Source organism: Sorangium sp. So ce448, from assembly GCF_051520915.1.
Classification (GTDB): domain Bacteria; phylum Myxococcota_A; class Polyangia; order Polyangiales; family Polyangiaceae; genus Sorangium; species Sorangium cellulosum_B.
Genome location: NZ_CP150343.1, coordinates 12253855 through 12279156, shown reverse-complemented (window position 1 = coordinate 12279156; position 25302 = coordinate 12253855). Strand labels below are relative to the sequence as shown.

21 protein-coding genes are annotated in these 25302 nt (G+C 72.2%); 10 read left to right on the top strand and 11 right to left on the bottom strand.

Translation table 11 applies throughout. From position 1 onward, the window contains the following. Position 1: 1 nt before the first annotated feature. The 8 genes from WMF45_RS46165 to WMF45_RS46130 form a co-directional block, all read right to left on the bottom strand. Positions 2-511, bottom strand: a complete 510-nt coding sequence (locus WMF45_RS46165; protein WP_012240970.1) for a hypothetical protein — start codon at positions 509-511, stop codon at positions 2-4. A gap of 66 nt (positions 512-577) precedes the next feature. Beyond that, positions 578-1987: a hypothetical protein gene (locus tag WMF45_RS46160; protein WP_437713179.1), complete on the bottom strand. Its 1410-nt coding sequence runs from the start codon at positions 1985-1987 to the stop codon at positions 578-580. Between the two features lie 88 nt (positions 1988-2075). Further along, positions 2076-2561 (bottom strand): DUF4150 domain-containing protein, encoded by a 486-nt coding sequence (locus tag WMF45_RS46155; protein WP_437713178.1) that lies wholly within the window; start codon positions 2559-2561, stop codon positions 2076-2078. A 12-nt stretch (positions 2562-2573) separates the two neighbouring features. Next, positions 2574-3644, bottom strand: coding sequence for a hypothetical protein (locus WMF45_RS46150; protein WP_437713177.1), 1071 nt, complete (start codon positions 3642-3644; stop codon positions 2574-2576). Beyond that, positions 3641-4660, bottom strand: coding sequence for a DUF2169 family type VI secretion system accessory protein (locus tag WMF45_RS46145; protein ID WP_437713176.1), 1020 nt, complete (start codon positions 4658-4660; stop codon positions 3641-3643). The genes WMF45_RS46150 and WMF45_RS46145 overlap by 4 nt, the downstream gene beginning before the upstream one ends. Before the next feature lie 2 nt (positions 4661-4662). Continuing rightward, complete coding sequence (locus WMF45_RS46140) at positions 4663-6702, bottom strand: DUF2169 domain-containing protein (protein WP_437713175.1); 2040 nt, start codon at positions 6700-6702, stop codon at positions 4663-4665. Then, positions 6699-7928 (bottom strand): TIGR02270 family protein, encoded by a 1230-nt coding sequence (locus tag WMF45_RS46135; protein ID WP_437713174.1) that lies wholly within the window; start codon positions 7926-7928, stop codon positions 6699-6701. Before WMF45_RS46135 ends, WMF45_RS46140 begins: the two co-directional genes overlap by 4 nt. A 43-nt stretch (positions 7929-7971) precedes the next feature. Next, complete coding sequence (locus tag WMF45_RS46130; RefSeq protein ID WP_437713173.1) at positions 7972-10149, bottom strand: type VI secretion system Vgr family protein; 2178 nt, start codon at positions 10147-10149, stop codon at positions 7972-7974. Positions 10150-10393: 244 nt separating this feature from the next. On the opposite strand from WMF45_RS46130, the gene WMF45_RS46125 reads away from it, so the two are divergent. From WMF45_RS46125 to ycaC, 7 genes are all read left to right on the top strand, one after another. Next, entirely contained in the window at positions 10394-11866 is a 1473-nt protein-coding gene (locus tag WMF45_RS46125) for a hypothetical protein (RefSeq protein ID WP_437713172.1), read from the top strand. Positions 11867-12149: 283 nt separating this feature from the next. Next, positions 12150-13121 (top strand): hypothetical protein, encoded by a 972-nt coding sequence (locus WMF45_RS46120; protein ID WP_437713171.1) that lies wholly within the window; start codon positions 12150-12152, stop codon positions 13119-13121. Between the two features lie 29 nt (positions 13122-13150). Further along, positions 13151-14098 (top strand): glycosyltransferase family protein, encoded by a 948-nt coding sequence (locus tag WMF45_RS46115; protein WP_437713170.1) that lies wholly within the window; start codon positions 13151-13153, stop codon positions 14096-14098. A gap of 15 nt (positions 14099-14113) precedes the next feature. Then, positions 14114-16513: a glycosyltransferase gene (locus WMF45_RS46110; protein WP_437713169.1), complete on the top strand. Its 2400-nt coding sequence runs from the start codon at positions 14114-14116 to the stop codon at positions 16511-16513. Positions 16514-16568: 55 nt separating this feature from the next. Next, positions 16569-17489, top strand: a complete 921-nt coding sequence (locus WMF45_RS46105) for a LysR family transcriptional regulator (RefSeq protein ID WP_437713168.1) — start codon at positions 16569-16571, stop codon at positions 17487-17489. A 98-nt stretch (positions 17490-17587) separates the two neighbouring features. After that, complete coding sequence (locus WMF45_RS46100; protein ID WP_437713167.1) at positions 17588-18514, top strand: pirin family protein; 927 nt, start codon at positions 17588-17590, stop codon at positions 18512-18514. Between the two features lie 69 nt (positions 18515-18583). Next, complete coding sequence (gene ycaC, locus WMF45_RS46095) at positions 18584-19207, top strand: isochorismate family cysteine hydrolase YcaC (protein WP_437713166.1); 624 nt, start codon at positions 18584-18586, stop codon at positions 19205-19207. 75 nt (positions 19208-19282) lie between these two features. Here the strand turns inward: ycaC and WMF45_RS46090 are convergent, their stop codons facing one another. Continuing rightward, on the bottom strand, positions 19283-20191 hold the full coding sequence (locus WMF45_RS46090) for a LysR substrate-binding domain-containing protein (RefSeq protein WP_437713165.1): 909 nt from the start codon (positions 20189-20191) through the stop codon (positions 19283-19285). A gap of 113 nt (positions 20192-20304) precedes the next feature. On the opposite strand from WMF45_RS46090, the gene WMF45_RS46085 reads away from it, so the two are divergent. After that, positions 20305-21177 (top strand): alpha/beta hydrolase fold domain-containing protein, encoded by an 873-nt coding sequence (locus WMF45_RS46085; protein WP_437713164.1) that lies wholly within the window; start codon positions 20305-20307, stop codon positions 21175-21177. Positions 21178-21506: 329 nt separating this feature from the next. Continuing rightward, positions 21507-21983, top strand: a complete 477-nt coding sequence (locus WMF45_RS46080; protein ID WP_437719652.1) for a glutathione peroxidase — start codon at positions 21507-21509, stop codon at positions 21981-21983. A 40-nt stretch (positions 21984-22023) separates the two neighbouring features. On the opposite strand, the gene WMF45_RS46075 is transcribed toward WMF45_RS46080, so the two are convergent. Continuing rightward, entirely contained in the window at positions 22024-22761 is a 738-nt protein-coding gene (locus tag WMF45_RS46075; protein ID WP_437713163.1) for a hypothetical protein, read from the bottom strand. Positions 22762-23055: 294 nt separating this feature from the next. On the opposite strand from WMF45_RS46075, the gene WMF45_RS46070 reads away from it, so the two are divergent. After that, positions 23056-23877, top strand: a complete 822-nt coding sequence (locus WMF45_RS46070) for an aldo/keto reductase (protein ID WP_437713162.1) — start codon at positions 23056-23058, stop codon at positions 23875-23877. A gap of 75 nt (positions 23878-23952) precedes the next feature. Here WMF45_RS46070 and WMF45_RS46065 read toward each other — a convergent pair whose 3' ends face one another. After that, positions 23953-24957: a hypothetical protein gene (locus tag WMF45_RS46065; protein ID WP_437713161.1), complete on the bottom strand. Its 1005-nt coding sequence runs from the start codon at positions 24955-24957 to the stop codon at positions 23953-23955. Positions 24958-25302: the final 345 nt, after the last annotated feature.

Genomic DNA, 25302 nt, shown 5'->3' with positions numbered 1-25302 from the left:
GTCAGAATTCGATGGCCTTCTTGTCGACGAGATCGATGCCTATCACGTTCGACACGTAGTTCTCGAGGACGAGGTACACATAGACGCTCGGCCGGTAACGGGGCACCGCCACGGCGCAGGGGAAGGCGACGGTGACGTTGAGCCAGGCGCCCTGGTACCCCTCGGACGCCAGGCTGCCGCGGCCCGGCATGGGCAGCGCGGGCTCGGCGAGCTGGTTCGGGCCGTCGCGCTCGCCGGCCGGGAACTCGATGAACGTGTTGCGCGCCAGCAGGGCGCCGCCGTCCGCCTGCTCGATGTCGTGGACGACGAGGACCATCGACTCCTCGACGTCACGGTAGCGGCTCGCGACGGCGTCCGGGAACAGGAACGAGGCCGAGACGTCGAGCTCCACCGTGCCCGCCGCGAAGGACACGCGCGAGATCGCGAGTCGGATGGCCTCCTTGCCGGCCGCGATCTCGGGCGAGCCCCCGTGCGGGGCGAAGCCAAAGGGTGTCCGGGGTTCGATCTCCATGGGGTCCTCTCGACGTGGGCGCGGCGCGGGGTCGAGAGCAGCGCGCCCCCGCCCCGCCCGCGAGGTTCAGCCAAAGTGGTTCCAGTTGCGGGAGGTCTGCGCCGGCGTATCGAGGCGCACGCGGCGGATGCGCGGGGCGCACACGGGGCAGAAGACGCCGTCGTCGCGGTTGCCGTGGCCGGCGTGGTAGATGGTGCAGAGCCGCCCGCCGAGCGCCGGCCACCAGTCGTACCGCTGGCCCGACGTGGTGGACGGGTCCGGCGTGAGGCCAGCGTTCGTGTTGCAGTGCGGGCCCTGCCCGCCGAACTGGTCGGTGTACCAGCGGGGGTTGGCGAGCTGCGTGGCGAGCGCCACGCCGGTCGCGCTGTACTGCGGCTCCTGCTGGACGGTCTGCCCAAGGCCGTGCCCCATCTCGTGGACGAAGGTGCCGAGGACCGCCGTCTCGCTCCGGCCGGGCCCCGTGCACCCGACGACGCAGAAATTGCCCCAGCTGAAGCCGTTGATCGAGCTCTTCCAGATGAACGAGAACGTGAGGTTGTACGTGTTGCCCGGCGTGGCGAGGTGGGCCGTGAGGCCCGGCAGCGTGGTGAGGTTCCAGTTCACGCGGTTCGGCGACCCGGGCGTGAAGGTGAAGTACGCCCGCACGTCGGTGGCGCCGGCCGCCGGCCACGACGCCTGCGCCGTCCACATGAAGTTGTTGCCGTTCGTGGGGTCGCGCCACACGGTGCGGAACGTGGTGATGTTCCCGACCGGGTTGTTCGCCGTGGGGAGCGCGCGCCGCTCCAGCTGCGTGTAATAGCAGTTCGGCACCAGCAGGAAGGCCATGTGAAGCGGCTTGTCGGTCAGCGTGCCTCCCCCGGGGGGCGCGCCGCCGACGCGCAGGTTGAGCAGCGCGTTCGGGCCGCCGTTCATGAACGGCCAGTCGAAGGTCGGCGAGCTGACCGCCTGCTGCGACAGGCTCTGGAAGTCGACGCGGGCCGAGTCCACGGTCGCGAGCGCCGGGAGGACCGCCCTGCGCTCCAGCTCGATGAAGTGCCGCGCGAACTCGCCAACGAACCGCGGATCGATGTTGTTGTACGTGGCGAGCGTCTGCGCGCCGGAGTACCAGACCGTATAATAGAGCTTTCGCCACGTCTGGAACTCGTCGGTGGCGAGGAACTGCGCCCGCTGCCCGTCGCGCGACGCCTTGATCGTGTACTTGTCGCCGCCGATGTGCGTGAACGTCAGCGTGTTGTCGAAGTGGTGCCCAAGCCCGACCGTCACCCCGGGGGCCGCGCCGTGCGCGAGCCGCGTGCGCTGGGTCAGCGACTGGAATGCGAGGCTCTCGTTGCCCGGGTCGGGCTCGATCCACCAGTCCACGCGGTCGCCGGGAGCGACGTTGGGCACCTGGTTGGGCGTGACGCGCAGCTGCCGCACGGGGCCGTTCACGCCGGTCACGGCGGCAGGGAGGTTCACGTATTGCTTGATCGTCGCCATGCGAGAGCTCCAGGACGAATCAGCGGGGAGTCAGGTCCATCAGTCCATCAGCGCGGCGCGGGTCGAGGCTCGCTCCGCGGCCGCCCCCTCAGAACACCTCGATCTTGTCGACGCCCCAGTCCTTGGGGTTCTCGGGCGCGGGCGGGGGCTCCTCCATGACGATGACGATGAGCGGCGGCTGGATGAGCGGCGTGGGCGGGGTGTTCTTGCTGTTGTGGAGCATGAGATCGAGCGCGCGGGCGCAGCCCTTCCCCTCGACCTTGACGTCGAACGAGTAGCTGATGAACTCGGCCTTGTTCATGTTCACGCCGGAGACAACACCCCCGTTCGTGCCCGCCTCGTCGCCGCTGCTGCGCGAGAAGTTGCTGTCCTGATGGCAGACGGGGTTGCCGTCGGCCTTGACGTTCTTCGCGGTGCTCGCGGCGTCGGACGACATGGCGATGTTGGGATAGGGGATGGGGACCGGCGGGGCGGGCGGCGCGGGGGTGAGGCACACGTCCGGAAAAGCGATGGTCATTCCATTGCTCGCGGCGTGGACGACCGTGCGTGAGTTGACTCCTACGGTGACAGGCATATCGCTCCTCCTTCACGCCCTCTTCGCTGCAGCCGAGACGAGGCACACGGCGGCGCGCGTCCCGTCGCCGGAGCCCGCGAAGAGCGCGGCGCGCGGCTCGGACGACCCGCGGGACGCGCCGCGCTCGAACGATCGCACGCACGCGGCCGCGAGGCACCCGCCGGTCGCGGCGCCGACGTCGCCGTAGCCGTCGGCGGGGTGCCACAGCGCCCGGACGCCCCCGAGGAGCGCGGGCGCGCGGACGCGCGCGAGCCCCCACTCCTTGGCCCGGTAGCTCTCGCCGTTGAGATCGCAGAGGACCCACGCGGGCGGGCCGCCCGCGGCGCACGCGGCGGCGAGCGCCGCGGCGAGGGCCTCGCCCGAGGGGGGATCGCCGCTCTCGATGAGGCTCTGCTCCTCGCCGGAGCCGGAGCCCTCGATCTCGGCCAGGATGGTGGCGCCGCGGGCCTCGGCGCGGCGGCGGTGCTCGACGAGCAGCGCGGCCGCCGCCTCGCCCGGGATGAACCCGTCGAGGTTGCGGCGACTCTTGAGCCGGCGCGCGCGGTCGAGCGCCTCGAGCAGACCCACGTCGACCAGGGCGTCGGCGCCGGCCACGATCCAGGGCGTGCCGGGGTCGGCCTCGACGGCGCGCGCCGCGTGGGCCAGGCCGAGGAGCATCGCCGCGTGCCCGTCGGGGGCGAGGAGGCCGCGGGTCACGGCGTCGACCCCGGCGGCGTCGGCGAGCCGCTCCCGGAAGGCGTCGCGCAGCTCGTGGTGGTGCGCGGCGGGGCCGGGCGAGGGGCGCGCGAGGAAGAACGAGGCGTCCTCCAGGTCGGCGCGGGCGAGGTCGCCGGAGGTCGCGAGGTCCTGGAGCGCCAGCGCGAGCAAGCGGACCGGGAGGTCGAGCGCGCGGGGGAGATCGGTGTACGCCGCGACAACGGAGAAGGGCTCCTCCGGGCGGGGCGGGTCGGCGGGCAGGCAGGGGTAGCTCGGCCACTCGCGGAAGCGCGTGAGGCGGGCGCGGACCGCGGCCGTGGTGGACGCGGCTGTGTCGCCGAGGGCGGTGACCATGCCGGCGGCGGTGATGACGGCTCCGGTGCTCATGCGGGCGCGGGCTCCACCTCGATGCGGCGCACGCGGAAGAGATCGCGACCGACGGGCATGGCGCCCCGGTACACGAGCACGGCGCGGAGGTCGTCGGGCTCGAGGACCACGGTGTCGAGGACCAGCGGGAGCGGGCGGCGCTCGGAGTCGATCAGGACAACGGCGCGAGGCGCCGCGGGGGGCAGCGAGAAGCGCTGCGGGCCGAGGGGGCTCAGGTGCACGAGCTCGACCGGCTCGCCGCCGCGCAGGTGCGGCGTGGCCACGAGGCGCGGGTGCGCGCCCTGGTGGTAGCGAGGGTCGAAGGCGGCAGGCAGGAACGGCGACAGGGCGGGGGGCGGCGACCCGGCGGGGGGCGGCGTCGCGGGGTCGGGCGCCGTGGCGGCGTAGCGCAGGCGCGGCTGCCAGCTGCGCCCGATGAAGCCGAGGCCGACGGGCTCGGGGCGATCGTCCGGCGAGCGGAGCGGCTTCCTTGGATCTTCGAGGTTCGGCATGGCGAGCTGCGCGAGGTCGACGAGCGAGCGGCGGGCCCGGAACCCGCGTCCCACGGGGTTGCGCGGCTCGACCTCGTGGTCGGCGGCGGACTCGGCGGACTCGTCCCGCCCGCCGAACGCGCGCTCGTACACGAGCGGCATCCGCTCGAAGGGCGCGGGGGACGCGGGGCGCGCCCAGGTGCGGTCGCCGAAGACGGCGAGGGTCGTGCGGATCGGGCCGACGCGCACGGAGACCTGGACCTCGGCGTCGCGGCGGCCGGGAGGGTACGCGTGGCCGAGGACCACGACGTCCGTGCCGACCTTGTGCGGCGCGAGGTCGCTCTCGTAGCGCACGCTCGAGAGGCCCGGCTCGCCGTGGAAGGCGTCGGCGTGCTGGAGCGGCACCTGCTCGGCCGCGGGCGCGAGGCGGCCGCCGGCGTGGATGGCGAGCGTCGCCTTGACGAGGACGACGAGCACCTCGGCGCCGGCGGCGTCGACGTGGACGATGCGCTCGGCGACGAAGGGGGTTCGGTTGCGGAGGTCCATGTTCAGGTGGGCGTGGGCGCGGCGTCGGGCACCGCGCGGAGGAACGAGGCGCCGAGGCCGTCGGCCGCGACCTTCGCGGGGCGGCGCTTGCGCGGCGGGATGAGCGGCTCCGACGAGGGGCGCGCGTCCGGGGCGAGGCGCGGACGGCGCGGGCGCGCGGGACGCCGGGCAGGGGCGGCTGCGGACGCCGCCGCGGCGGGCCAGGGTGGGGCGGCGGGCGACGATCCCAGGGCGTACGACGGCGCGATGCGCGGCTGGGCGAGGGCGTACGACGGCGCGACGGGCGGCGGCGAGGCGGCGGGCGCGGGGGCCGCGGCCGCGCCCGACACCCACGGCGAGCGCGGCTCCGAGGCGGCGTGGGGCGCCGCGCCCGACACCCACGGCGAGGAGCGCTCCGGCGCGGGAGCGTGCGCGGACGGCGCCTGGGGAGCAGCGGGGACGGGCGCGGACGGCGCCGGCGCGAACGGCAGCGCGCCGGACGCCGCCGCCGGCGAGACGAACGGCAGCACGCCGGACGCCGCAGGCGACGCCGTCGCGGGGGCGGCGAACGGCAGCACGCCGGACGCCGCAGGCGCTCGGACCGGCGCCGCCGCGGGGGCGGCGAACGGCAGCGCCCACGCCGCCGCGCCATCGCGGGCGCCCGGGGAAGACGGGGCGGGCGCGAACGGCAGCACCCCGGAAGCCGCGCCCGCCGCCGCCGGCGCCACGAAGGGCAGGCCGCCGCGCCGCGGCTCCGCGGGCGGTGTCCCTGCTGCGGCGGGCATCTCTGCCGTGCCAGACCTCTCGAGGCGCGGTCCTCCCGCGGAGGCCGCGGGCGACCGGAACGGCAAGGCGGGGCTCGGCTGCCCTTCGTCCGGATCGATCGCCACGGTCCCGGCCAGCGGATTCTCCGCCGCCCCGCGCGCCGCCCGCTGCGGGCTCGCCGCCGCCGGTGCCTCCTCCGGATCGAGCGCCACCGTCCCCGCCAGCGGATGCTGCGCCGCGCGCCCCGCCCGCTGCGGGCTCGCCACCGCCGGCGCCTGCGCCGCCTGCGCCCGCTCCGCGCGGGCCGGCGGCGCCGCAGCGACGTCCCACGGCACCTCCTCGCCCGGGAGCGCGACCCTGGCCGTGACCCGGACGCTGGCGAGGGCCTCCTCGCCCGGCAAGAGCGCGCTGGCGCGCCACACGAGCGAGCAAAGCCAGCGATCGGCGTCGATCACGAGCATGTCGGCGACCAGCGGCAACGCCTGCGGCTGCGCCGCCCCCCCGAACGCGACCCGCGCCTCGGCGACGGGGCCCGGCAACCAGGCCTCGATGCGGTCGAGATCCGGGTGCATCCCCTCGATCAGGATCCACTCGTTCCCCCGGAGGTACGGCGTCTGCTGATCGGCCGGCGCCGCCTGGAAGTACGCCCAGTCGAAGCCGTCCGGGACCACGGGCCACGGGGCCTGCACGCCGCGCGGATCGGCGTTGCCCAGCCGGCGCTGCCGCGCGGGCCAGTGCGCCGCGATCGGCCCGAGGCCGGCGGCGCGCGTCGGTTGCCGTGGATCGATGATGTTGGGCGCGCGGCCTGCGCGCGGATCGACGCCGGCCGGGTTGTCGGGATCGGCCGCCCCGCCGAGGGCGCGCTCGTAGCCGAGCGGCATGGCGAGGAACGGCTGCGGGGCGCCCCGGCCGTTGCCGCCGCGATCGCCGTAGACGTGCAGGGCCTTGTCGAGGAGGACGGCCGCTTCGAGGCCGACGCGCAGGCGGACGGGGACGAGCGGCGCCGGGCTCCGCCCGCGGGCCCAGGCGTGGCCGCCGAGGAGGATGTCCGCGCGCGGGAGGAACGGGGCCATCTCCGCGGCCGCCGAGAGGACGGCGCGCGGGTCGGTCGCGGCGCGCGCCGCGCGCACGTCCGCCGCGACGATCGGCGCGGGCGGGAGCGGCGACATGGCGCGCTTGTGCTCGAGCCGGAAGGTCGCCTTGACGACCACCGCGAGCATCACCCGCCCCCGGGAGCGGAAGGGGCGCACCGCGGCCGCGGCGTGCCCGAGGGCGCGCGGCGCGGGCGGCGCCCTCACGGCGACGCCCCGAGCGCGGCCCTCTGCCGCTCGACCCGCGCGGCCACGTCGAACAGCGGGCGGCCGGGTGCGCGCGCCGCCCGCTCGAACGCAGCGCCCGCGCGGCGCCGCTGGCCGCCGAGCCGGAGCACGCGATCGAGCCCCCCCTCGTCCAGCGGGCGGCCGTCCACGTGGCGCACCCCCGGCGCGAAGCGCCCGCGGTGCGCCGCCCAGAGCGCCCGCGCGTTCGCCCCGTGCGGCCACGGCAGCTGCGTGTCCGGGTCCATCTTCACGCTCGTGTCGCGCGGATCGTCGCTCGGCCCCGCGTCGAAGCCGGGCGCCGGGGCCCCGCGCAGCGCCCCCTCGATCGGCGCGCCGGTGATGCGCGAGAGCGCCTCGCCGGCGAGCCGCGCGAGCGGCGCGACGTCCAGCCGATCGAGCACCCACGGCATCAGCGCCGGATCGCCCAGCGCCCCCGCCGCGACGAGGCAGACCCGCCCGAGCCCGGGCGACCGCATCAGCGCCTCGATCCGCCGGCGGGCCTCGCCCGGCGGGCTCACGCGGGCGGCGCAGTCGGCCGCCTCCTCGGCGAACGCGCCGCTCCGCCCGGCGATGCTCCACAGCGCCTCGTCCGCGCCGCGCGCCCCGAGCAGCGCGCCGGCCCACGCCGACCAGAACCGCTCGGCCTCGTCGTCCGAGCCCCACGCCCCGCGGAGCTCGCCCGCCAGATCGGCGCGGCCCAGCGCGCCGGTCGCGCGGAAGGCCAGCGCGCGGACCGCCGCGTCGCCGTCGCAGAGCGCATAACCAAGGAATTGCCCGGGATCGCGGCGGTGCGCCACGCACGCGGCCAGCGCCAGGCGGCGCAGCGCCGGCGGCTGCGCCCCCGACAGCATCGGCGCCACGATCGCGAACGCGTCGGCCGGCGACGCCCACGCGAGGGCGCCCGCGACGCCGGCGGCGGGCTCGTCCGCCTCCTCCGTCGCGTCGAGCACGGCCGCGAAGCCCGGGAAGTCGCGCGCCTCGACCGCGGCGATGGCCGCCGCGAAGAACGCGCCTGGATCCTTCGTCGAGAGGGCGGCCAGCGTGAGCTCCCAGCCGGGCTCCCCCGCGATCCGGAGCCCATCGAGGTGGGCCTCGACGCGCTCCTCGAGCTCCGCGAGATCGACCAGCGTGTAGTGGTGCGACCTCACGGCCATCTCGCGGAGCTCCCAGAGGAACGACGCCATCTCCGCGTGATCAGCCACCACCTCGTGAACCATCCGCCTCGGCTCCCATCCTGCGCGACGCCGCTCAGTTGATGTCGACCCCGCTGCCCGAGAGCTTGATGTTCGAGCCCGCCTTGACGCTCACGTCGCCGTCGCTCTTCACCTCGACCTTGGCGCCCTCCACCTTGACGGTGCCCGAGCCCTTCACGGTGATGTCCGACCCCTCGACCGTGATCTTGCCGGAGCTGTCGACGATGATCTTGCCGCTCCCGCACTCCAGCGTGAACTTCTCGCCGACCTTGACGGTCTTCTTCGCGCCGACGGACTCGGTCGCGTCCACGTCGATGTTCCGGGTCTCGGTGCCGCCGACCGACAGCGAGTCGTCGCTGCCGACGGTGGTGTTGCGCTTCGAGCCGACCTCCAGCGTCGCGCGATCACCCACCTTGACGGTCTCCTCGCCGCCCACCGAGAGCTCGCGCTTGCCGCCCACCGACTCGATGTCGTCCTTGCCGACATCCGTCTTCCGGCCCTGCCCGATCTTCAGGCTCGCGTCCTTGCCGATGTCCACGCTCTCGCTCTCGACGACGCCGAGCGTGCGGTTCGCGCCGATCTTCTCGTTGTGATCCTCGCCGACCTCGGTCGTCTTGAAGGCGCCGATCGACTCCCACTGGCTGTTGTCGATGCGCTTCTTCCGGTCGTGGCCGACGGTCAGGCGCTCGTCGTGGCCGACGGACTGGGTCTTGTCGTTCTCGACCTCGATGTTCCAGTCCTTCTGCGCGTGCAGGTAGATCTCCTCCGCGCCTCTCCTGTCCTCGAACCTGAGCTCGTTCGAGCCGCCGCCGCCCGGCGAGGTGTCCGACTTGATGGTGCTCTTCGTCTTCTCGGCCGGCAGCGCGTAGGGCGGCACGTTCGCGCCGTGGTAGACGCGCCCGACGATCAGCGGGCGATCCGGATCGCCCTCGAGGAAGTCGATGACGACCTCGTGGCCGATGCGCGGGATGTACATCGAGCCCCACGCGGCGCCCGCCCAGATCTGGCTCACCCGCATCCAGCACGAGCTGTGCTCGTTGCGGCGCCCCTGCCGGTCCCAGTGGAACTGCACCTTCACCCGGCCATAGATGTCCGTGTGGATCTCCTCGCCCGCCGGGCCCACGACGATCGCCGTCTGGATGCCGCGGGGCGTCGGCTTGGGCGTCTGCACGGGCGTGCGGTAGGGCACGTCGTCCGGGATGCACTGGAATCGATTGGAGTACCCGACGACGGTCTCCTGCGACTCCCCCCCGACGGCCCGCGAGCCGAAATGGTCGACGCGCGTGATCAGGTATCCGCGGTTGAAGCTCTCGCGGCCGTGGTCCTCGAGCGTGAAGGTGGCCCCGGGCATGAACCGGATCACGCTCCCCTGCCCCTCCGCGGTGCGGCGCACGAGCTGGAGCTGCTCGAGCCGGAGCTTCGCGAGCTGCGTGCCCTCCTCGGGCAGATCGTGCTCGGTGGCATACACGTACACCTCGAGATCGGTGTCGCGGTCGGCCTCCGCCTCTCCCTCGAGGCTCAGGCTGGGCTTCTGGAAGTTGTAGTCTCGGACGGTGACCTTGCCGGGCCGGACCTCCTCGGCCATCGAGAAGCGGGAGACGGCCTCGCGCGCGGCGAGCGCCCCGCCGACGGCCCGGTACGGCACGACGCTCGTCCCGTCGATGGGCTCGTGGACGAACGGCGCGTCGCCGAAGACGAGCACGTGGTTGTCGGCCTTGTGCTCGAAGAAGCAGAACATGCCTGTCTCTTCCATCAGGCGGCTGATGAACGCCCAGTCGGTCTCGGCGTACTGCACGCTGTACTCCCGCCGATCGTGGGTCATCGTCGTCGAGACGCGGAAATCTTCCGAGGACAGCCCCGCCGCGCGGAGCACCTTGTCGATGATCTCCGGCGCCGTCGCCTCCTGGAAGATGCGGTAATCGTGACGGTGCTGCAGGCGCCACGCCCGCGGGACGACCGTCGCCAGGTACGTGGTGACCGCGCGCCCCTCCTCGTGCTGCTCGAAGCGCGCGACGATGCCGTGGATGTACCGAGTCGACACGTCGGTCCGGATCGTGAGCAGGCACGTTTGCCCGACCAGCCCGTCGAACGCCAGCGCGGCGTCCGTCGACGCGAGCGTCACGCGGAAGTGGAACAGCCGCGATATGCCCTCATGGCCCTCGATCCGCGCGACGCGCCACGGATCGGTCGCGCCTTCCACAGCGAAATCAAACTCGATCGCACCGTCCGCCATCGGTCGCCTCGCCCTCGCACGTCTCGGAGCCCGAGCCGTCGAGACTACCATCGCTCGCCGGCCGGGTGGGCACATTCACGCGCGCCGACGCGGTCGACATGCCGCGCACATGCCAGCGCACATGCCGTGCACACATGCCGTCGACATGCCGGCGCGCTGCTTGACGAACGGTTGACGCACGGCGAGGGCGGGCCTAGTCAGATCGGGCGCCGGGGGAACAGCGGACAGCGGATCGCGCGGATTCATGGGCAACGTCTGGCAGGTCGTCGATGCGTACGGAGACGTCGGCTTCGTCCGTGCAGCCGGCGCGGTCCTGCCCGAGGGCGCGGAGCCGATCGAGCCGCACCTGGCCGCCCTCGAGGTGCCCGCGTGGTTCCCTTCGGAGGAGCCGGATCGCGAGCGCGTCGATCTCCTGAGCGAGCTGTGCGCCGCGGGCGCCGGCATCGTGTCGCTCGACGCGGCGCGCGAGCTCGACCTGCTCCGCGAGCGCGTCGCCGAGCTGCTCCGGACGGGGTGCCTCCTCGCCTTCCGCGGCCCGCCGCCGCGCGCCCCCGAGGCGCGCAGGCCGCTCGAGGTGCCGCCGCCGGTGCAGCCGTCGCCGAAGGCGCCCGCCATCGTCCACGCGCTTGTCGGCGTGATCCAGGTCGATTTCACGGCGAACCACGCGGTCGAGCGGGACTCTCTCGGGAACTTCACCTCCCCCGAGTGGCTGAGCACCCGGCAGGCGGCGGATCAATCGCCGGTCTGCTACGTCCGCGGCGCGCATGTCCCGTTCGCCGTGGTGCTGCGCGTGCTCCGGCCGCCCACCGGGACCGAGTCCGTGCAGCTGCGCGGCCGCGCCGTGGCCGGCGGCGTGACGCTCGAATGGACGTGCACGGTCAGCGTGTCGCCCGGGTCGGTCGACGTCTCCACGCCCTCGATGACGAGCAGCGCGCCGCTGCCGAACGTGGTCGCCTGCTACGATCCGCTGACGATCGCGTGGGAGGCGAACGCCGCCGGCACCGGCTGGGTCGGCGCGGGCACGACGGCGCACCTCGTCTACGCGGTGCTCGGCGCGCCGGCCGGCACGGTCCACTGGACGCTCGTCGACATCTCGTGCCGCGCGGCCCAGGGCGAGACGACCGAGGGGCGCGTCGTGTCCCGGAGCTTCGCGCCCTTCGCGACGCGGGCGCTCACGCGCAAGCGCGACGGCGTGGGCCTCACGTACTGGAACCCGAACACGACCACCTGCACGAACACCCGCCTTCTCCTCGCGAGCGCCGACGGCAGCGGGCAGTGCGGCTCGTGGGCCGAGTTCTTCATCGACATGCTCAAGGTCCATGGCATCACCAGCGCCGACAAGGTGGTGGTCGTCGTCACGGTGCCGGCGTGGACCTCGGGATCCGAGGGGTTCCTCGTGAAGAACTGGCAGTGGAACGCGGCCACGCGGCCCGCCCCGTGGACCCACCGCATGTGGACCGACGTTGTCAACCTGCCGGGGATCCCCGGCCAGCGGAACCCCGAGCCCCCGCCCGCGTTCTTCAACCATTTCATCGTCGTGCACGGCGGCCAGCTCTACGACCCCTCGTATGGCGGCGGGCCGTTCGCCGACGCGGCCACGTGGGAGACCGGCGCGATCGACGGGCTGTTCGCCGCCGCGCTCGCCGGCTATCCGAAATCGTCGAACCCGCAGGCCCTCGTGCAGCTGTGGAACATGCGCACGAACGCCCGCATCTAGAGCGCCGACCAGCTTGGAGACCAGGGAATGAACCGCCAAGGCGCCAGGGACGCCAAGAAGACAATGAACTCTTGGCGTCCCTGGCGCCTTGGCGGTTCGATTTCTTGCTGTTTGCATGCGGTTTCAAGCCGCTTGTCGCGCTAGCGCAGCGCGGAGGCCGACCGGCATGATCTCGCCCCGCTCGACCAACGCCCCCTGGAAGCCGCGCCGCGGGCCTCCCGCGCCCGCGCTCCTCGTCTGTCTCGCCGCCGCCGCGTGTCGCCCCGCCCCCGGATCTGCGCCCATGAACGAAACGCCCCCTCCGCCTGTCGCGCTCTCTCCCGCCGCGCTGCCCGACGCCCCGCTCGCGGACGCCCTGCGCCTCGTCGCGCTCGACGGGGCGCCGGTGCTGCTCGCGTCGTCGACGCACAGCGCGGCCCCGCCGCACCGCACGGACGTCTGGGCCTTGCCGCTCGCGGGCCGCGGTCCGTCGGGCGCCGTCGCCACGATCCCGCAGCTCTTGCCCGCGCTGCCCCGCTGGGACGCCGCGGCGGCGGACGGCGGCGCGCTGTCGTTCGTTGTGGAGGTCGCCGGCGGCGCGGTGAACGCGCTGGTCCGGCTCGACGGCGCCTCCGGTGTCCGCACCTCGCTCACGGCGCACCGGCCGTTCGCGAGCTTCAGCGGGCCTCGGTTCGTGCGCGGCGCGGGCGCCGGCTCGCTCCCCGCGCCCTCCCCCGGCGTCCCGGGCGCCGTGTCCGCCGTCGTCGACAACGCGACGGCGGTCGTGCTGGAGGCCGCGGCGGCCGGCGGCGCCCCGGTGGACCACCCGATCGGCGAGTGCATCGATGTCGTGGTCCTCGCCGGGTCGCCGGGCCCCACCGCGGTGTGCAAGCGCGTCGCCCCCGGCGCCTCGCGCGGCGGCGCGCTGCCCGGCACCGTGCGCGTCTCGGCCCGCGACGCGGCGTACGGCCCTGCCGGCGCCGAGGACGCGCCGTTCGGCGACCGCCGCGTCTTCGAGATCGACGCCGACCGCGCGGGCGGCGGGCTCGTGATCGTCGCGACCTCCGCCGCCCACCTCCTCGTCGCGCACCGGCCGGCCCCGGGCGCCGCGTTCCGCGTGCTCCCCGTCGACGCCGGCGGCGCCGATCCAGCGGCGTTCTCGGCGCCGTGCGTGCTGGTCACGGATCGCACCGTGACGCTCGCGGTGCTCTCGAAGGCGCGCACGCCCGACGCGCGCGCGCTCGTGGCCACGTGGCCGCTGGACCCGCGTCCCTGACGGGCGCCGCCGCCGTGGCCCCCTCGCCCATGCGCCGTCGCATCCTGTACATCGGTAATTTCGGCCCGTCGTTCTCGACCGAGAACCACGTCGGCGAGAGCCTGCGAGCGCTCGGCGTCGAGGTCGTCCAGGCCCAGGAGAACGCGTTCACCCTGGACGAGCTCGACGGCATGGCGCGCGACGTCGATCTGCTGCTCTACACCCGCACCTGGGGCCTGCGCGGCGACGCGCTGCGCTGGATCACCCAGCTGCCCATCCCGACGGCCTCGTATCACCTCGACCTGTACGCCGGCCTCTCGCGCGGCCGCGATCTCCGCCTCGACCCGTTCTGGCGCACGCAGCACGTGTTCACGCCCGACGGCGGGAGCGAGGCGTTCTTCCGGGCGCAGGGGATACGCCACCATTACCTCAAGCCCGGCGTGTACGGCGCCGAGTGTTATCTCGCGGAGGTCGACCCCGGCGTAGCGGCCGACGTCTGCTTCGTGGGCTCGTACGATTACCATCCCGAGTGGCCTTATCGGAGGCGTCTTGTCGACTTCCTGTCGCAGACGTACGGCCGCCGCTTCGTGAAGCACGGCTCACCGGAGAGCTGCGTGCGCGGCGACGCCCTCAACCGCCTGTACGCCTCCTCGAAGATCGTCGTGGGCGACAGCCTGTGTGTCGGCTTCGATCACCCGCATTACTGGTCCGATCGCATCTACGAGACGCTCGGCCGGGGAGGCTTCATGATCCACCCCTACATCTTCGGCCTGGAGGAGGAGCTCCGGGATCGCGAGCACGTGGTCTACTATCCGTTCGGCGATTTCGCGGCCTTGCGGCGCCTCATCGACTATTATGTGAAGCACGACGACGAGCGCGAGGCGATCCGGCGGGCCGGGCACGCGCGCGTCAAGGCGAGCTTCACGTATGTGCACCGCATGCGCCAGATGCTCGGCATCCTCGGCGAGCACCACGCGGGGCTGAGGGGCTGGGTGTGACCCTGGCTGCTTCCGATGCAGATCCACATCGTCACCAACATCGACAACGGCAAGGGGCTCGAGCGCGACTACCGTCTTCTCGGCAGCCTCCTGGAGAGCTGGGGTCACCGGGTCACCGGCGTTCATTTCCAGCGCTCCGAGGGAGTGGGGGGTGCCGATCTCGTCATCTTCCTCGAGGTCTACGAGCCGCGCCTCGCCGAGGGCGCGCCGCGCCGCTGGCTGATCCCGAACGCCGAGTGGTGGCGGCCGGAGGCCCGGTCCGCGCTCGACGATTTCGAGCTCGTCCTGTGCAAGACCCGGGACGCGCTGTCGCACTTCGCCCCGCTCACGCCGCGGGCTCGCCACCTCGGCTTCTTCTCGGAGGACCGATGGGACCCGGCCGTGCCCCGGGCGCGGCGCTTCCTGCACGTCCCTGGCGGCTCCGACGCGAAGGGCACGGACTCGGTGCTTCTGGCCTGGGAGCGCCACCGCATCCCGTATCCGCTGACGGTCGTGTCCTCGCTCGGCTGGCCGCTCAGGCCGCGGAACGTCGAGTTCGCGGGGCGCGTCGACGAGCGGCGGCTTCGCTTTTACCAGAACGCGTCTCGGTTCCACCTCTGTCCGTCTCGTTACGAGGGCTGGGGCCACGCGCTCCATGAGGGCCTGTCGGTCGGCGCCGCGGTCCTCGTGCCCGACACCGAGGCGATGAGCGAGATCGACGGCTGCGCGCTGCGCATGCCGGCCGCGCCGCACGGCGCGCAGGGCCTCGTGCGCACACACGCGGTGGCTCCGGAGGACGTGCGCGATGCGGTCGAGCGCTGCATGGCGTTCACGGAGGCGGATCTCCGGCGCATCCAGGAAGCGGCGCGGGATGCGTACCTGAGCGAGCGCGAGCGGTGCCTCGCCAGCTTGTGGGAGGTGCTCGGCGAGCGGCCGGCGCTGAGGGGCGGCTCCTCGGCGGGTGCGGGCGGCAGCGGCGCGTCCGCCGGTGATGCGGCCGTCGGGGGCTGCGCCGCGGGCGATGCGGCCGGCGCGCCCGGCCCGGCTGCGGAGGCTCGCGCGACGAGCGCCGCTCCGCCGCGCATCGCCCTCGTGATCCCGTGCCAACCCGCGACCGCGCCCCTCCTGCGGCGCGCCGTGCTCGCGCTGCGCGCGCAGACCGCCGCCCCGTCGTCCTTCGAGGTCGTGGTTGTGTGCGACGGCGGCGACCCGAGCGGCGCCATCCGCGCCGCGGCGGAGCCGGGCTCTCACCCGTTCCGGGTCGAGATCGTCGACAGCCCGCGCCCGCGCGGGCAGTTCCCGCACTGCAGCCATGCCAGGAACGCGGGCTTCCGCGCCGCCCTGGCGCCGTTGATCTGGTTTCTGGACGCCGATGTCCTGCTCCCGCCCGAGGCGGTCGAGCACGCGCTCTCGGAGCACGACGCGGCGCTCGCGCGCGGCGTGCCGGCCGTGCTCACGCCGGCGCTGGCCCGCGTCGCATTGCCGCCGGCCGCGTGGATCGAGCGCTCGGCCGCGTGGGCGGCCTCGGGCGCCGTCGAGGGGCTCGCCCCGCTCCTCGCGGCCACGCCGCTCGACGGCGGCGTGCCCGGCGCCGACGGCGATCGCCCCCGCCCCGGCGCCCCGGGCTCCGAGCCGCTCTGCGATGTGCGCGACGGGCTGCCCATCGTCTGGCGAGGCCTCGTCGATGCGCTCGGCGGCTTCGACGAGTGGTTCATCGGCGGCGGCGCCGAGAAGGGAGCCTTCGTCGATCTGCTGGAGGGCGTGCGGCGCGCGGACCTCATCGAGATACGCCTGCTCACGAGCGTTCGCGCCCTGCGCCAGCCGCAGAAGGCCGCCACGGAGGCGTTTCAGGTCCACGTCCATCGAGGGCGGGAAGAGCGCGAGCGCCGCGCCCGGGAGATCGGGCATGGCGCGCGGTGGTGGCGGGCGCGGCTCGCCGCGATCCGGGCGGCGCTCTCGCCGGCCGTCATGGCGGCTGCCCCGGACGCGGCGGCGGCGGAGCGCCTGCCGGACTGCTCGCCCGGCGCGATCGAGGCGCGCGCGCGGCTCGTGCGCGGCGTGAGGGCGGTCGCCGCCCCCGCCTTGCGCGGCCTGTACGGCGGCGTCGTCGTGGTCGGCGAGGCGGCCGAGCTGCTCGCGCGCGACGTCGCGCAGGTGTGCGGCCTCGCGGCCCGCGCGACGACCGTCGCCGGGCTCGCCGCGCTGCCGGCGAACCGCGCCTGCGGGGTCCTCCTCAGCGGCGTCCTCGCCGGGGCGACGGAGGAAGAGAGGGCGCGCGTGCTGGGCCAGGCCCGCCGCATCGTGAAGGCGACGGGGCCGCTCCTCATCGCGGAGATCGCGGGCGGCTCGGTGGAGCGCGGCGCGGGGACGGCGGGCGGCGACGCGGCGCTGGCGGCCGCCGAGGTGCGGGTGCGCGTCGAGCGCGTCGGCCTGTGAGCCTCCCAGCGCCGCCTTGGCACAATCCGCGCCTCTTGCGTAAATTGTCCCACCCATGGACCCTCGCCTGCCCAGCGTCGCTCTCGACGAGATCGTCCTCTTCACGAGGGTAGTTCAGGGAGGCAGCTTCACGGCGGCCGCGGCCGCCCTCGGGATGCCGAAGTCGACCGTGAGCCGGAAGATCTCCGATCTCGAGTCGCGCGTCGGCGCGCGGCTGCTCCAGCGGACCACGCGGACCTTGAGCCTCACGGACGTCGGTCGCGTCTACTACGAGCACTGCGTTCGCATCGTCGCCGCGCTCGAGGAGGCAGAGCTCGCTGTCTCGCAGCTCCAGTCGACGCCGCGGGGGCTCATGCGGGTGACGGCCCCGCTCGCCTTCTCCGTTCTCGGACCGATCTTCGCCGAATACCTGCGTCTCTTCCCCGATGTCCAGGTCGACCTTGTCTGTACCGATCGCAAGGTCGACGTCGTCGAGGAGCGCTTCGACCTCGCGCTGCGGGCCGGCACCACGCCGGACACGAGCCTCGTCGCCCGGCGTCTCGGGGCCGTGCGGCGCCGTCTGGTCGCTGCGCCCGACGTCAAAAAGGCGCTCGGCGAGCCGAACGACATTGCCGAGCTCGCGGACCACCCGTGCATCGTGTTCGCGCCGGAGGGGAGCTCCTGGGAGCTCAGGTCGGGGCCCAAGATCGCCGAGATCACGGTTCACCCGCGGCTCGTCGTCAACGACTACGAGATGCTTCGCTCGGTCGCTCGCGCGGGCTTCGGCGTAGCCCTACTGCCGGAGTACCTGTGCGCGGAAGACCTCGCCGCGGGGCGGCTCATGCCGGTGCTCGCCTCCTGGTCGGCGCCCGAGGTGCCCGTGTTCGCGCTCTATCCGAGCACACGGCACCTCTCGCCGAAGGTGGTAGCGTTCCTCGACCTGCTCCGCGAGCGCCTCGTGTTGTCCACCGCGCCGAGCGTGGTCGCCCGCATGTGACAGAATTGTTCCAAATTTCGGAACAGTTATTCCATCTATTGCGCATTGTTCTACGCGCTCGGCATGTCTATTCCTCCTCGTGTCAGGAGAATGCAGCCATGACCACCACGAATACGATGCAGACGCGGACGAGCGCCACCCGAGCAGCGCGGCCCGAGCTCCGAACGATCGAGGGAATCTACCGGGCCCCTGGCCTGCACTGGGTGGGCGACGGCTTCCGGGTCGCGGGGTTCTTCTCGGCGATTCCGGAGGCTGCGCAAAAGCTGAATCCGTTCCTGTTGCTGGATTATCACCCGACGTACGAGTACGCGCCGGCGGCGAGGCCGCGGGGCGTCGGCGTGCATCCCCATCGAGGCTTCGAGACGGTCACGCTCGCCTGGCAAGGGAGCGTCGCCCACCACGACAGCGCGGGCGGCGGCGGCGTGATCGGTCCGGGCGACGTGCAATGGATGACGGCGGCGTCGGGAATCCTTCACAAGGAGTATCACGAAGAGAGCTACGCGCGCCGCGGCGGCCCGTTCCAGATGGCGCAGCTCTGGGTGAATCTGCCCAAGGCCCACAAGATGTCGCCGCCTCGGTATCAAAGCATCACCAGCGATCGGATGGGCATCGTCACGCTCCCCGAGAACGCGGGCTCCGTCCGGGTCGTCGCAGGCGAATACCAGGGCGTGAAGGGACCCGCGCAGACGTTCACGAAGATCGACATCTTCGACGTCCGCTTGAACGCGCGGGGCAGGGTCGAGCTCACCTTCCCGGCGCGCCATAACCTGGGCCTGCTCGTCATGAAAGGCGACATTGCGATCAACGGAGCGCGCGCTGCGGAGCACGACCTCGCGGTGTTCGAGAACGCCGGCGAGCGCTTGCTCATCGAGGCCGAATCGGAGGCCCACCTGCTCGTCCTGAGCGGCGAGCCGATCGACGAGCCCATCGTCCAGTACGGCCCGTTCGTCATGAACAGCGCGCAAGAGATCCAGCAAGCGTTCGCCGACTTCGCGAGCGGCAAGTTCGGCCACCTGGACGATTGAACGACTTCTATGCTCGGGCGTCGAGCCACACAGACGCATCACCCACGACGAGAGAAGAGGAGACAGCCCATGACCAAGCCGTACGTTCGACTCGATAAAAACAACGCCGCCGTGTTGCTGGTCGATCATCAGGCGGGACTTTTGTCGCTCGTGCGCGACATCCAGCCGGACACGTTCAAGAACAACGTGCTCGCGCTCTCCGATCTCGCGAAGTACTTCAAGCTGCCGACGATCCTCACGACAAGCTTCGAGTCCGGCCCCAATGGCCCGCTCATGCCGGAGCTGAAGGAGCAGTTCCCGGACGCCCCGTACATCGCGCGCCCCGGCAACATCAACGCGTGGGACAACGAGGACTTCGTCAAAGCCGTCAAGGCCACGGGCAAGCAGCAGCTCATCATCGCGGGCGTCGTGACCGAGGTCTGCGTGGCCTTCCCCGCGCTGTCGGCGATCGAGGAGGGTTTTCAGGTCTTCGTCGTCACGGACGCGTCCGGGACCTTCAACGAGCTCACCCGGCACTCCGCCTGGGATCGCATGTCGCAAGCCGGCGCGCAGCTCATGACGTGGTTCGGCGTCGCCTGCGAGCTGCACCGCGACTGGCGCAACGACGTCGAGGGACTGGCGACGCTGTTCTCGAACCACATCCCCGACTACCGCAACCTCATCACCAGCTACAACGCGCTGACGAAGAAGTGACGGCGGCGGCGGCTCGCCCGCCGCCTCGCCCCGCGCCGGACGGCGGCCGCTCCCCGCGGTGAAGCCGAAGCCGGCTCAGCGCCCCGCCTGCAGCAGCGGCTCGCGCGCGAGCTCACGAAGCAGGAACCGCTCCACCACGCGCACGCGGTCCGGCGGTCGCTTCTGAGCCGGCCGCACGAAGAAGAGAGGAATGGGCTCGGGCTCGTGTCGCCGCAGGACGGCCCTCATGGCGCCGGTCGCGAGATCCTGCGCGACGAGCCACCCCGGCACCTGGGCGAGGCCGACGTCGGCGAGCACCGCCGCGCGGATGTCGTCCGCGTTGCTCGAGAGGAACGTCACACGTGAAGGGTGATGGCTCGTCGCCGCCGGCCGCCCGAATCGCCATGCGCGCCGCGCGCCTCGAGTGAAGAACACGACGCACTCGTGCTCTTCGAGTTCGGGCAGCTCACCTGGCTCGCCGTGGCGCGCCAGGTACGCCGCCGAGCCCACGGTGAGCAGCGGCGTCTCCCCCACACGCCTCGCGATGTGGCCCGTGTCACCGAGCGCCCCGGCTCGAACGGCGAGGTCGATGTTGTCTGCCACGAGGTCCGCGAGCCGATCGGAGACGGCGAGCTCGACGGCGATGCCCGGGTGCTCGGCGCGGAGGGCCCGCAGGAGCGGCACGACGCAGGCGCGGCCGAAGCCTGGGGCGACCGCGATACGCACGGTGCCGCTCGGCGCGCGATCGCCGCGCGCGAGCCGCGCGATGCGCTCGTCGAGCGCCCGGACGAGCGGACCTACCTCGTCGACGAGGCGCTGCCCGGCCGGGGTCGCGCTCACGTGCCGCGTCGTGCGCCCGACCAACCGGAGCCCGAGCTCTTCCTCGAGACGCGCGATCGTCTTGCTCACGGCGGGCTGACCCACGCCGAGCTCGCGCGCCGGCACCGAGAAGCTCCTCGTCTCGACGACCCGAAGGAGGGTCTTGATCGCGTCCAGCCTGTCCATGCGCCGCTCCGGTTATTCCGACGAGGAATGGATCTTACCCTCCGCGACGCCGTTCTCAAGCCACGTGGGAGGTCCTATTCGTTCACGGCGTCACTCTTCTGCCGAGGTCGCCGATGCCGCAGATCCATCACCCCCTCTCTCCCGCCGACCGCGACGCCATGACCGCGCTGCGCTCCCGGCTCGCGACGAGCCGCGCCGCTCCGACGCGAGCGTCGTTCGACCAGCTCATCGAGCTCACGCCCCCCGGCGCGGACGTCGAGCACCGCGAGGCTCGCGTCGGTGGGGTGCCGGGCACGTGGTGTATCCCGCCGTCGCCGCGGCCTTGTCGGGCGATCCTCTACGTGCACGGCGGTGCGTTCATCCTCGGCAGCGCCCGCGCGTTCCGCCACTTCGCGGGTCAGCTCGCGGTCCGCGCCGGCATCTCCGTGTTCGTTGCCGACTATCGCCTGGCGCCGGAGCACCCTTTCCCTGCCGCGTGGGAGGATGCAAGGAATGCGCACCTCGGCCTCACCGGCGAGCTCGGCGCGGAGCGGGTCGCCATCGCCGGGGACTCGGCGGGCGGCGGGCTCGCGCTCGCCCTGCTGGTCGCGGAGAGCAAGGCGCCGTGCGGCGTGCTCCTCTCGCCGTGGACCGATCTGTCCCTGACCGGCGCGAGCATCGAGGCCAAGGCCCTTGAAGATCCGCTGCTCTCCCGTGGGGTGCTCGAAGCCGGCGCGCGTCACTACCTCTGCGGTCACGACGCTCGCGATCCGCGCGCCTCCGCGCTGTACGGCGCGATGGAGCACATCCCGCCTGTTCAGGTTCACGTGGGCACGGCCGAGATCCTGCTCGACGACTCCGTTCGCCTCGATGCGCTCGCCGACGCTGACGTCCACGTCTGGGAGGGCATGCCCCACGTGTTCCCGAGGAGCCTTGGGACGTTCGAGGCCGCGCGCGACGCGCTCGACCTCGCGGGCGCGTTCTTGCGCCGGGGCGTCGACGGGTAAGGACGAGGCGAATCTGTCTCGCCCCGGCGCCCCGGGCTCCGGGTCGCGCTCCGACGTGCGCATGGCCCCGACCCGCGCGCACCCGTCGCCCTCGGGGTGAGGCTGCGGCCCGGCTCGTTCACGCGGCGATGGGTCGGCGGCGGCGTTCCTGCTCGACGCGGCCCGGAAGCGCGCCTATCCATTCCGGCATGGAACGCTCGCCGCGCGTGCTCCGGTGTGGACTCGCCCTGATCAGCTCGCTCGCCCTCGCCTGTGTGTCGGGTTGTGGGAGGGATGCCGAGCGCACCGCGCCGGAGCACACGCCCGGCGCTGCTCAGGAAGGAAAGGCCATGTCGCTCTACGACTTCACCGTGAAGACCATCGACGGACAGGACCGCTCGCTCGGTGAGTACCGAGGCAAGGTGCTGCTCGTGGTGAACACCGCTTCGGAATGCGGCTATACGCCGCAGTACGCCGGGCTCGAGGAGCTCCATGATCGGCTGAAGGATCGCGGCTTCGCCGTCCTCGGCTTCCCGTCGAACGATTTCGGCGCGCAGGAGCCGGGGACCGACGCCGAGATCGCCGCCTTCTGCTCCACGAAGTTCGGCGTCAGCTTTCCCATGTTCTCGAAGATCCCGGTCAAGGGGGGCAGCAAGCACCCCCTCTATGCCTTCCTCACGCAAGCCGCGCCTGCCGGTGAGGTGAAGTGGAACTTCACCAAGTTCTTGATCGGCAAGGACGGGTCGGTGATCGCGCGGTTCGAGTCGTCCGTGGCGCCGGACGACCCGAAGCTCACGCAGGCGATCGACAAGGCGCTCGGCGGGTGAGCAAGGCGGCGCCCGAGCCGCCTGCCAGGCGAGACAGCCATCAATTGCAGTCGAGGCACCTCCACTCGACCTGTCCAGACGCCGAGACCCCGAACCGCTGAGCGGTGTATTTCTCGATATCGATCAGGTACCCCGACGGTTGCGCGTTCCGCGTGCAGCACCCGCTGCAATCGGAGTCGGCGCACATGTCATACACCTTGACGTCGATCTCCTTGCCATTCTTTCGAAGGCGCAGGGTCTTGAGCTTGTACCTCTCGAAATCCTTCGAGTGCACCGCGGCGATGTTGTTCTCTCTGACCCAGCTCTCCGGCTGCTTTCCGTCGAGGGCCGCGAACTGGCCGGCCCACGTGCACCCGTTGTACTCGATGCACTCCTCGCTGCCGGGGTCGGGGTAAGACTCGAACTCCGTCAGGCTGGCCGTCTGCCACACAACGCCCGAGCCCCCGCTGCCGCCACCGCCCGTGGTGCTGCCGCCGCCCGAACCCGTGGTGCTGCCGCCGCCCGTCGTGCTGCCGCCACCCGTGCCCGTCGTGCTGCCGCCGCCCGTGCCCGTCGTGCTGCCGCCGCCCGTGCCTGTCGTGCTGCCGCCACCCGTGCCCGTCGTGCTGCCGCCGCCCGTGCCCGTCGTGCTGCCGCCGCCCGTCGTGCTGCCGCCGCCCGTCGTGCTGCCGCCGCCCGTGTCGGCCGAGCACGCTGCGAAGCAGAAGGCTGCTCCCGCAGACGCGAACGCGAACGCAAGCTGAGCTGCCCGCAGACCTCGGATTCGATTGATACGCATATGGCGATCCTTTCCTGCGTGCATCGGCGACAGGCCATGATGTAATGACATGTCCTCCCCCTCAGCGCCGGACACGTGAGATGGGTAGCACTGCCGCGTTGGGCTGTCGAGGCGAGGAGGCCGAGGCGCTCGCTCTCTTCATCGATATCGGCCAGCTGGCGCGCGCTCTGCACAGTCGCCACGGAGTTTTCTTGCTCTTGCCGTCGACATTCACCGTCACTAACGTCTCGACTTCGCCAGCACACTCTCGCGCTCGACCCTGCCGAGCGATGGCCGAAACCAGGGGGCCCGCCAATGATCGAATCACCACGCCTGCAGATGATCGACGGTCACCACATTCCGCAGCTCGGGCTCGGGGTGTATCAATCGGCGCCCGGCGCGGAGACCGAGGGCGCCGTCCTCGAAGCGCTGCGCCTCGGCTATCGCCACGTCGACACCGCCCAGTACTATGGCAACGAGGCGGACGTCGGCAGCGCGTTGCGCAAGAGCGGCCTCGGGCGCGACGCGGTGTTCATCACGACGAAGATCGCGAATTTCAACCAGGGGCGTGACACGACGCTGCGCTCGCTCGATCGCTCGCTCAAGGAAGCCGCGCTCGACGCCTACGATCTCGTGCTCATTCACTTTCCCGTCACCGGCAAGCGCAGCGACACCTGGCGCGCGCTCGTCGAGGCGCAGAAGCAAGGCCTCGCGAAGTCGATCGGCGTCAGCAACTACACCGTGCGGCACCTCGAGGAGCTCCTCGTCGAGAGCGCGGTGGTGCCGGCGATCAACCAGGTCGAGCTCAGCCCGTTCCTCGGGCAGGCCGAGCTGCGCGCGTTCTGCGCAAAGCACCGGATCCTCGTGCAGGCGTACAGCCCGCTCACGCAGGGCGTGAAGCTCGGGCACAGAGACATCGTCTCCGCGGCGACAAAGGTCGGGCGCACACCGGCGCAGGTGATGCTGCGCTGGGCCGTGCAGCACGGCTTGATCGTTCTGCCGAAGTCGGTCACCCCCGCGCGTATCGCCGAGAACGGCGCGATCTTCGACTTCGCGCTCGACGCCGGCACGATGCGCACGCTCGACGGGCTCGATGTCGGCTTCCGCGCGAGCTGGGACCCGACAGACGTCCCCTGATCCACGCCGTCAGCGGACGCTCCGCCGATGGTGCGCTCTCTCGACAATCTGTCGATGTGTCGACCCGGCCGCCGCTCACGGACACGTCTTCGGGCGGACCACCGCATAGACGAAATCGTGGAATCCAGCTGCCACGAACCCACCGCCGGGGAGCGACGCGACCGCATTGAACCGGCTCGGCGTGCCGACCTCACCTTCGAACTCCCAGCGCAGCTCCCCGTCGGTGTCGACGGAGAGTAGCCATGTCCGCTGCGTTCCTCCGTCCGTTCCCCGCGTCGTCCCGCCGAGGTGCAAGAGCCCCGTGTTCGGATCGTACGAGATGGCGTGAAGCTCGGTGTCGCGCTCAGGGTGATAGGTTCTGGCCCAGATCACTGCTCCCTCGGCGTCCAGCAGGATGACGTGACTCTGACCGACGCTGATCGCGGCGATCGCGATGCGGCCATCGGGCAGGGCCGCGATGTCCTGTGGCCACGCTCCGCCGACCTCCTCCAGCACACGGTCGAACACCGGCGCCGTCTGCTCGGTGCTGCGGACGACGCGCAGGTACCCGGCGTGCGCGGTCAGCTGAACCACGTCACCTCCGGGCAGCAGCACGGCCCCGCCCCGACTCCAGGACTGCGTGATCGCGGACCCGGGAGCGATCGGCATGAACCGTTCGTGGACGATCTCGCCAGCGTCGTCCAGCCGCAACAGGCGCAGCCGAGGCGCCGCGCCGTCGGCCTCGGTGTCGTGGGTGGAGAGCACGTATCCCCCGGTCGGGTGCCGGAGCAGATCGATGTCGACGTGCGCGCTGAAGGCCGATGGTCCGAGCTGCCGGCTCGCCAGCAGCTGACCGGCTCCGTCGAGCCGACCGAGCCACAACCCCGTGCCGGACGGAGACGTCGGATCACCCACCTGGCCCGCGACCATGAGGCCCCCGTCCTCGGTCGTGGCGCCGGTCTTCAGAAATCCGCCGGGCAGGAGGGTCGAGCTCCACACCACGTTGCCCGCCTCGTCGAGCTCCGCGACCCCCCCGTTCGCTGGTGCTCCAACCGCGATGAGCCGTTCCCCATCGACCGGAAGAAGACAGTCGGCGTCCATTCCCGAGGGCGCAAAGAACGATACCTCCGTACCTTCAACGCAGCTCTCGGGCTCGCTATCCACAGGGTCCGGTGGTTCGCTGTTCACAGACCCCGAGGAGTCGACATCTTCAGGAGCCGGTGGCTCGACATCTTCAGGGCCCGGTGGCTCGACATCTTCAGGAGCCGGTGGCTCGACATCCACAGAGCCAGGCGGCTCGACATCGACGGAGCCCGGTAGTTCGACCGTGACTTTGCCACAGCCCACAATCATCGCGAGCGCGACGAGCGAACCCGCAGGGAAAACAGTGCGTCCCGAGTTGGTCTTCATGAAGCGCCTCCAGCAATCAGCGTGCCCTACATTCAA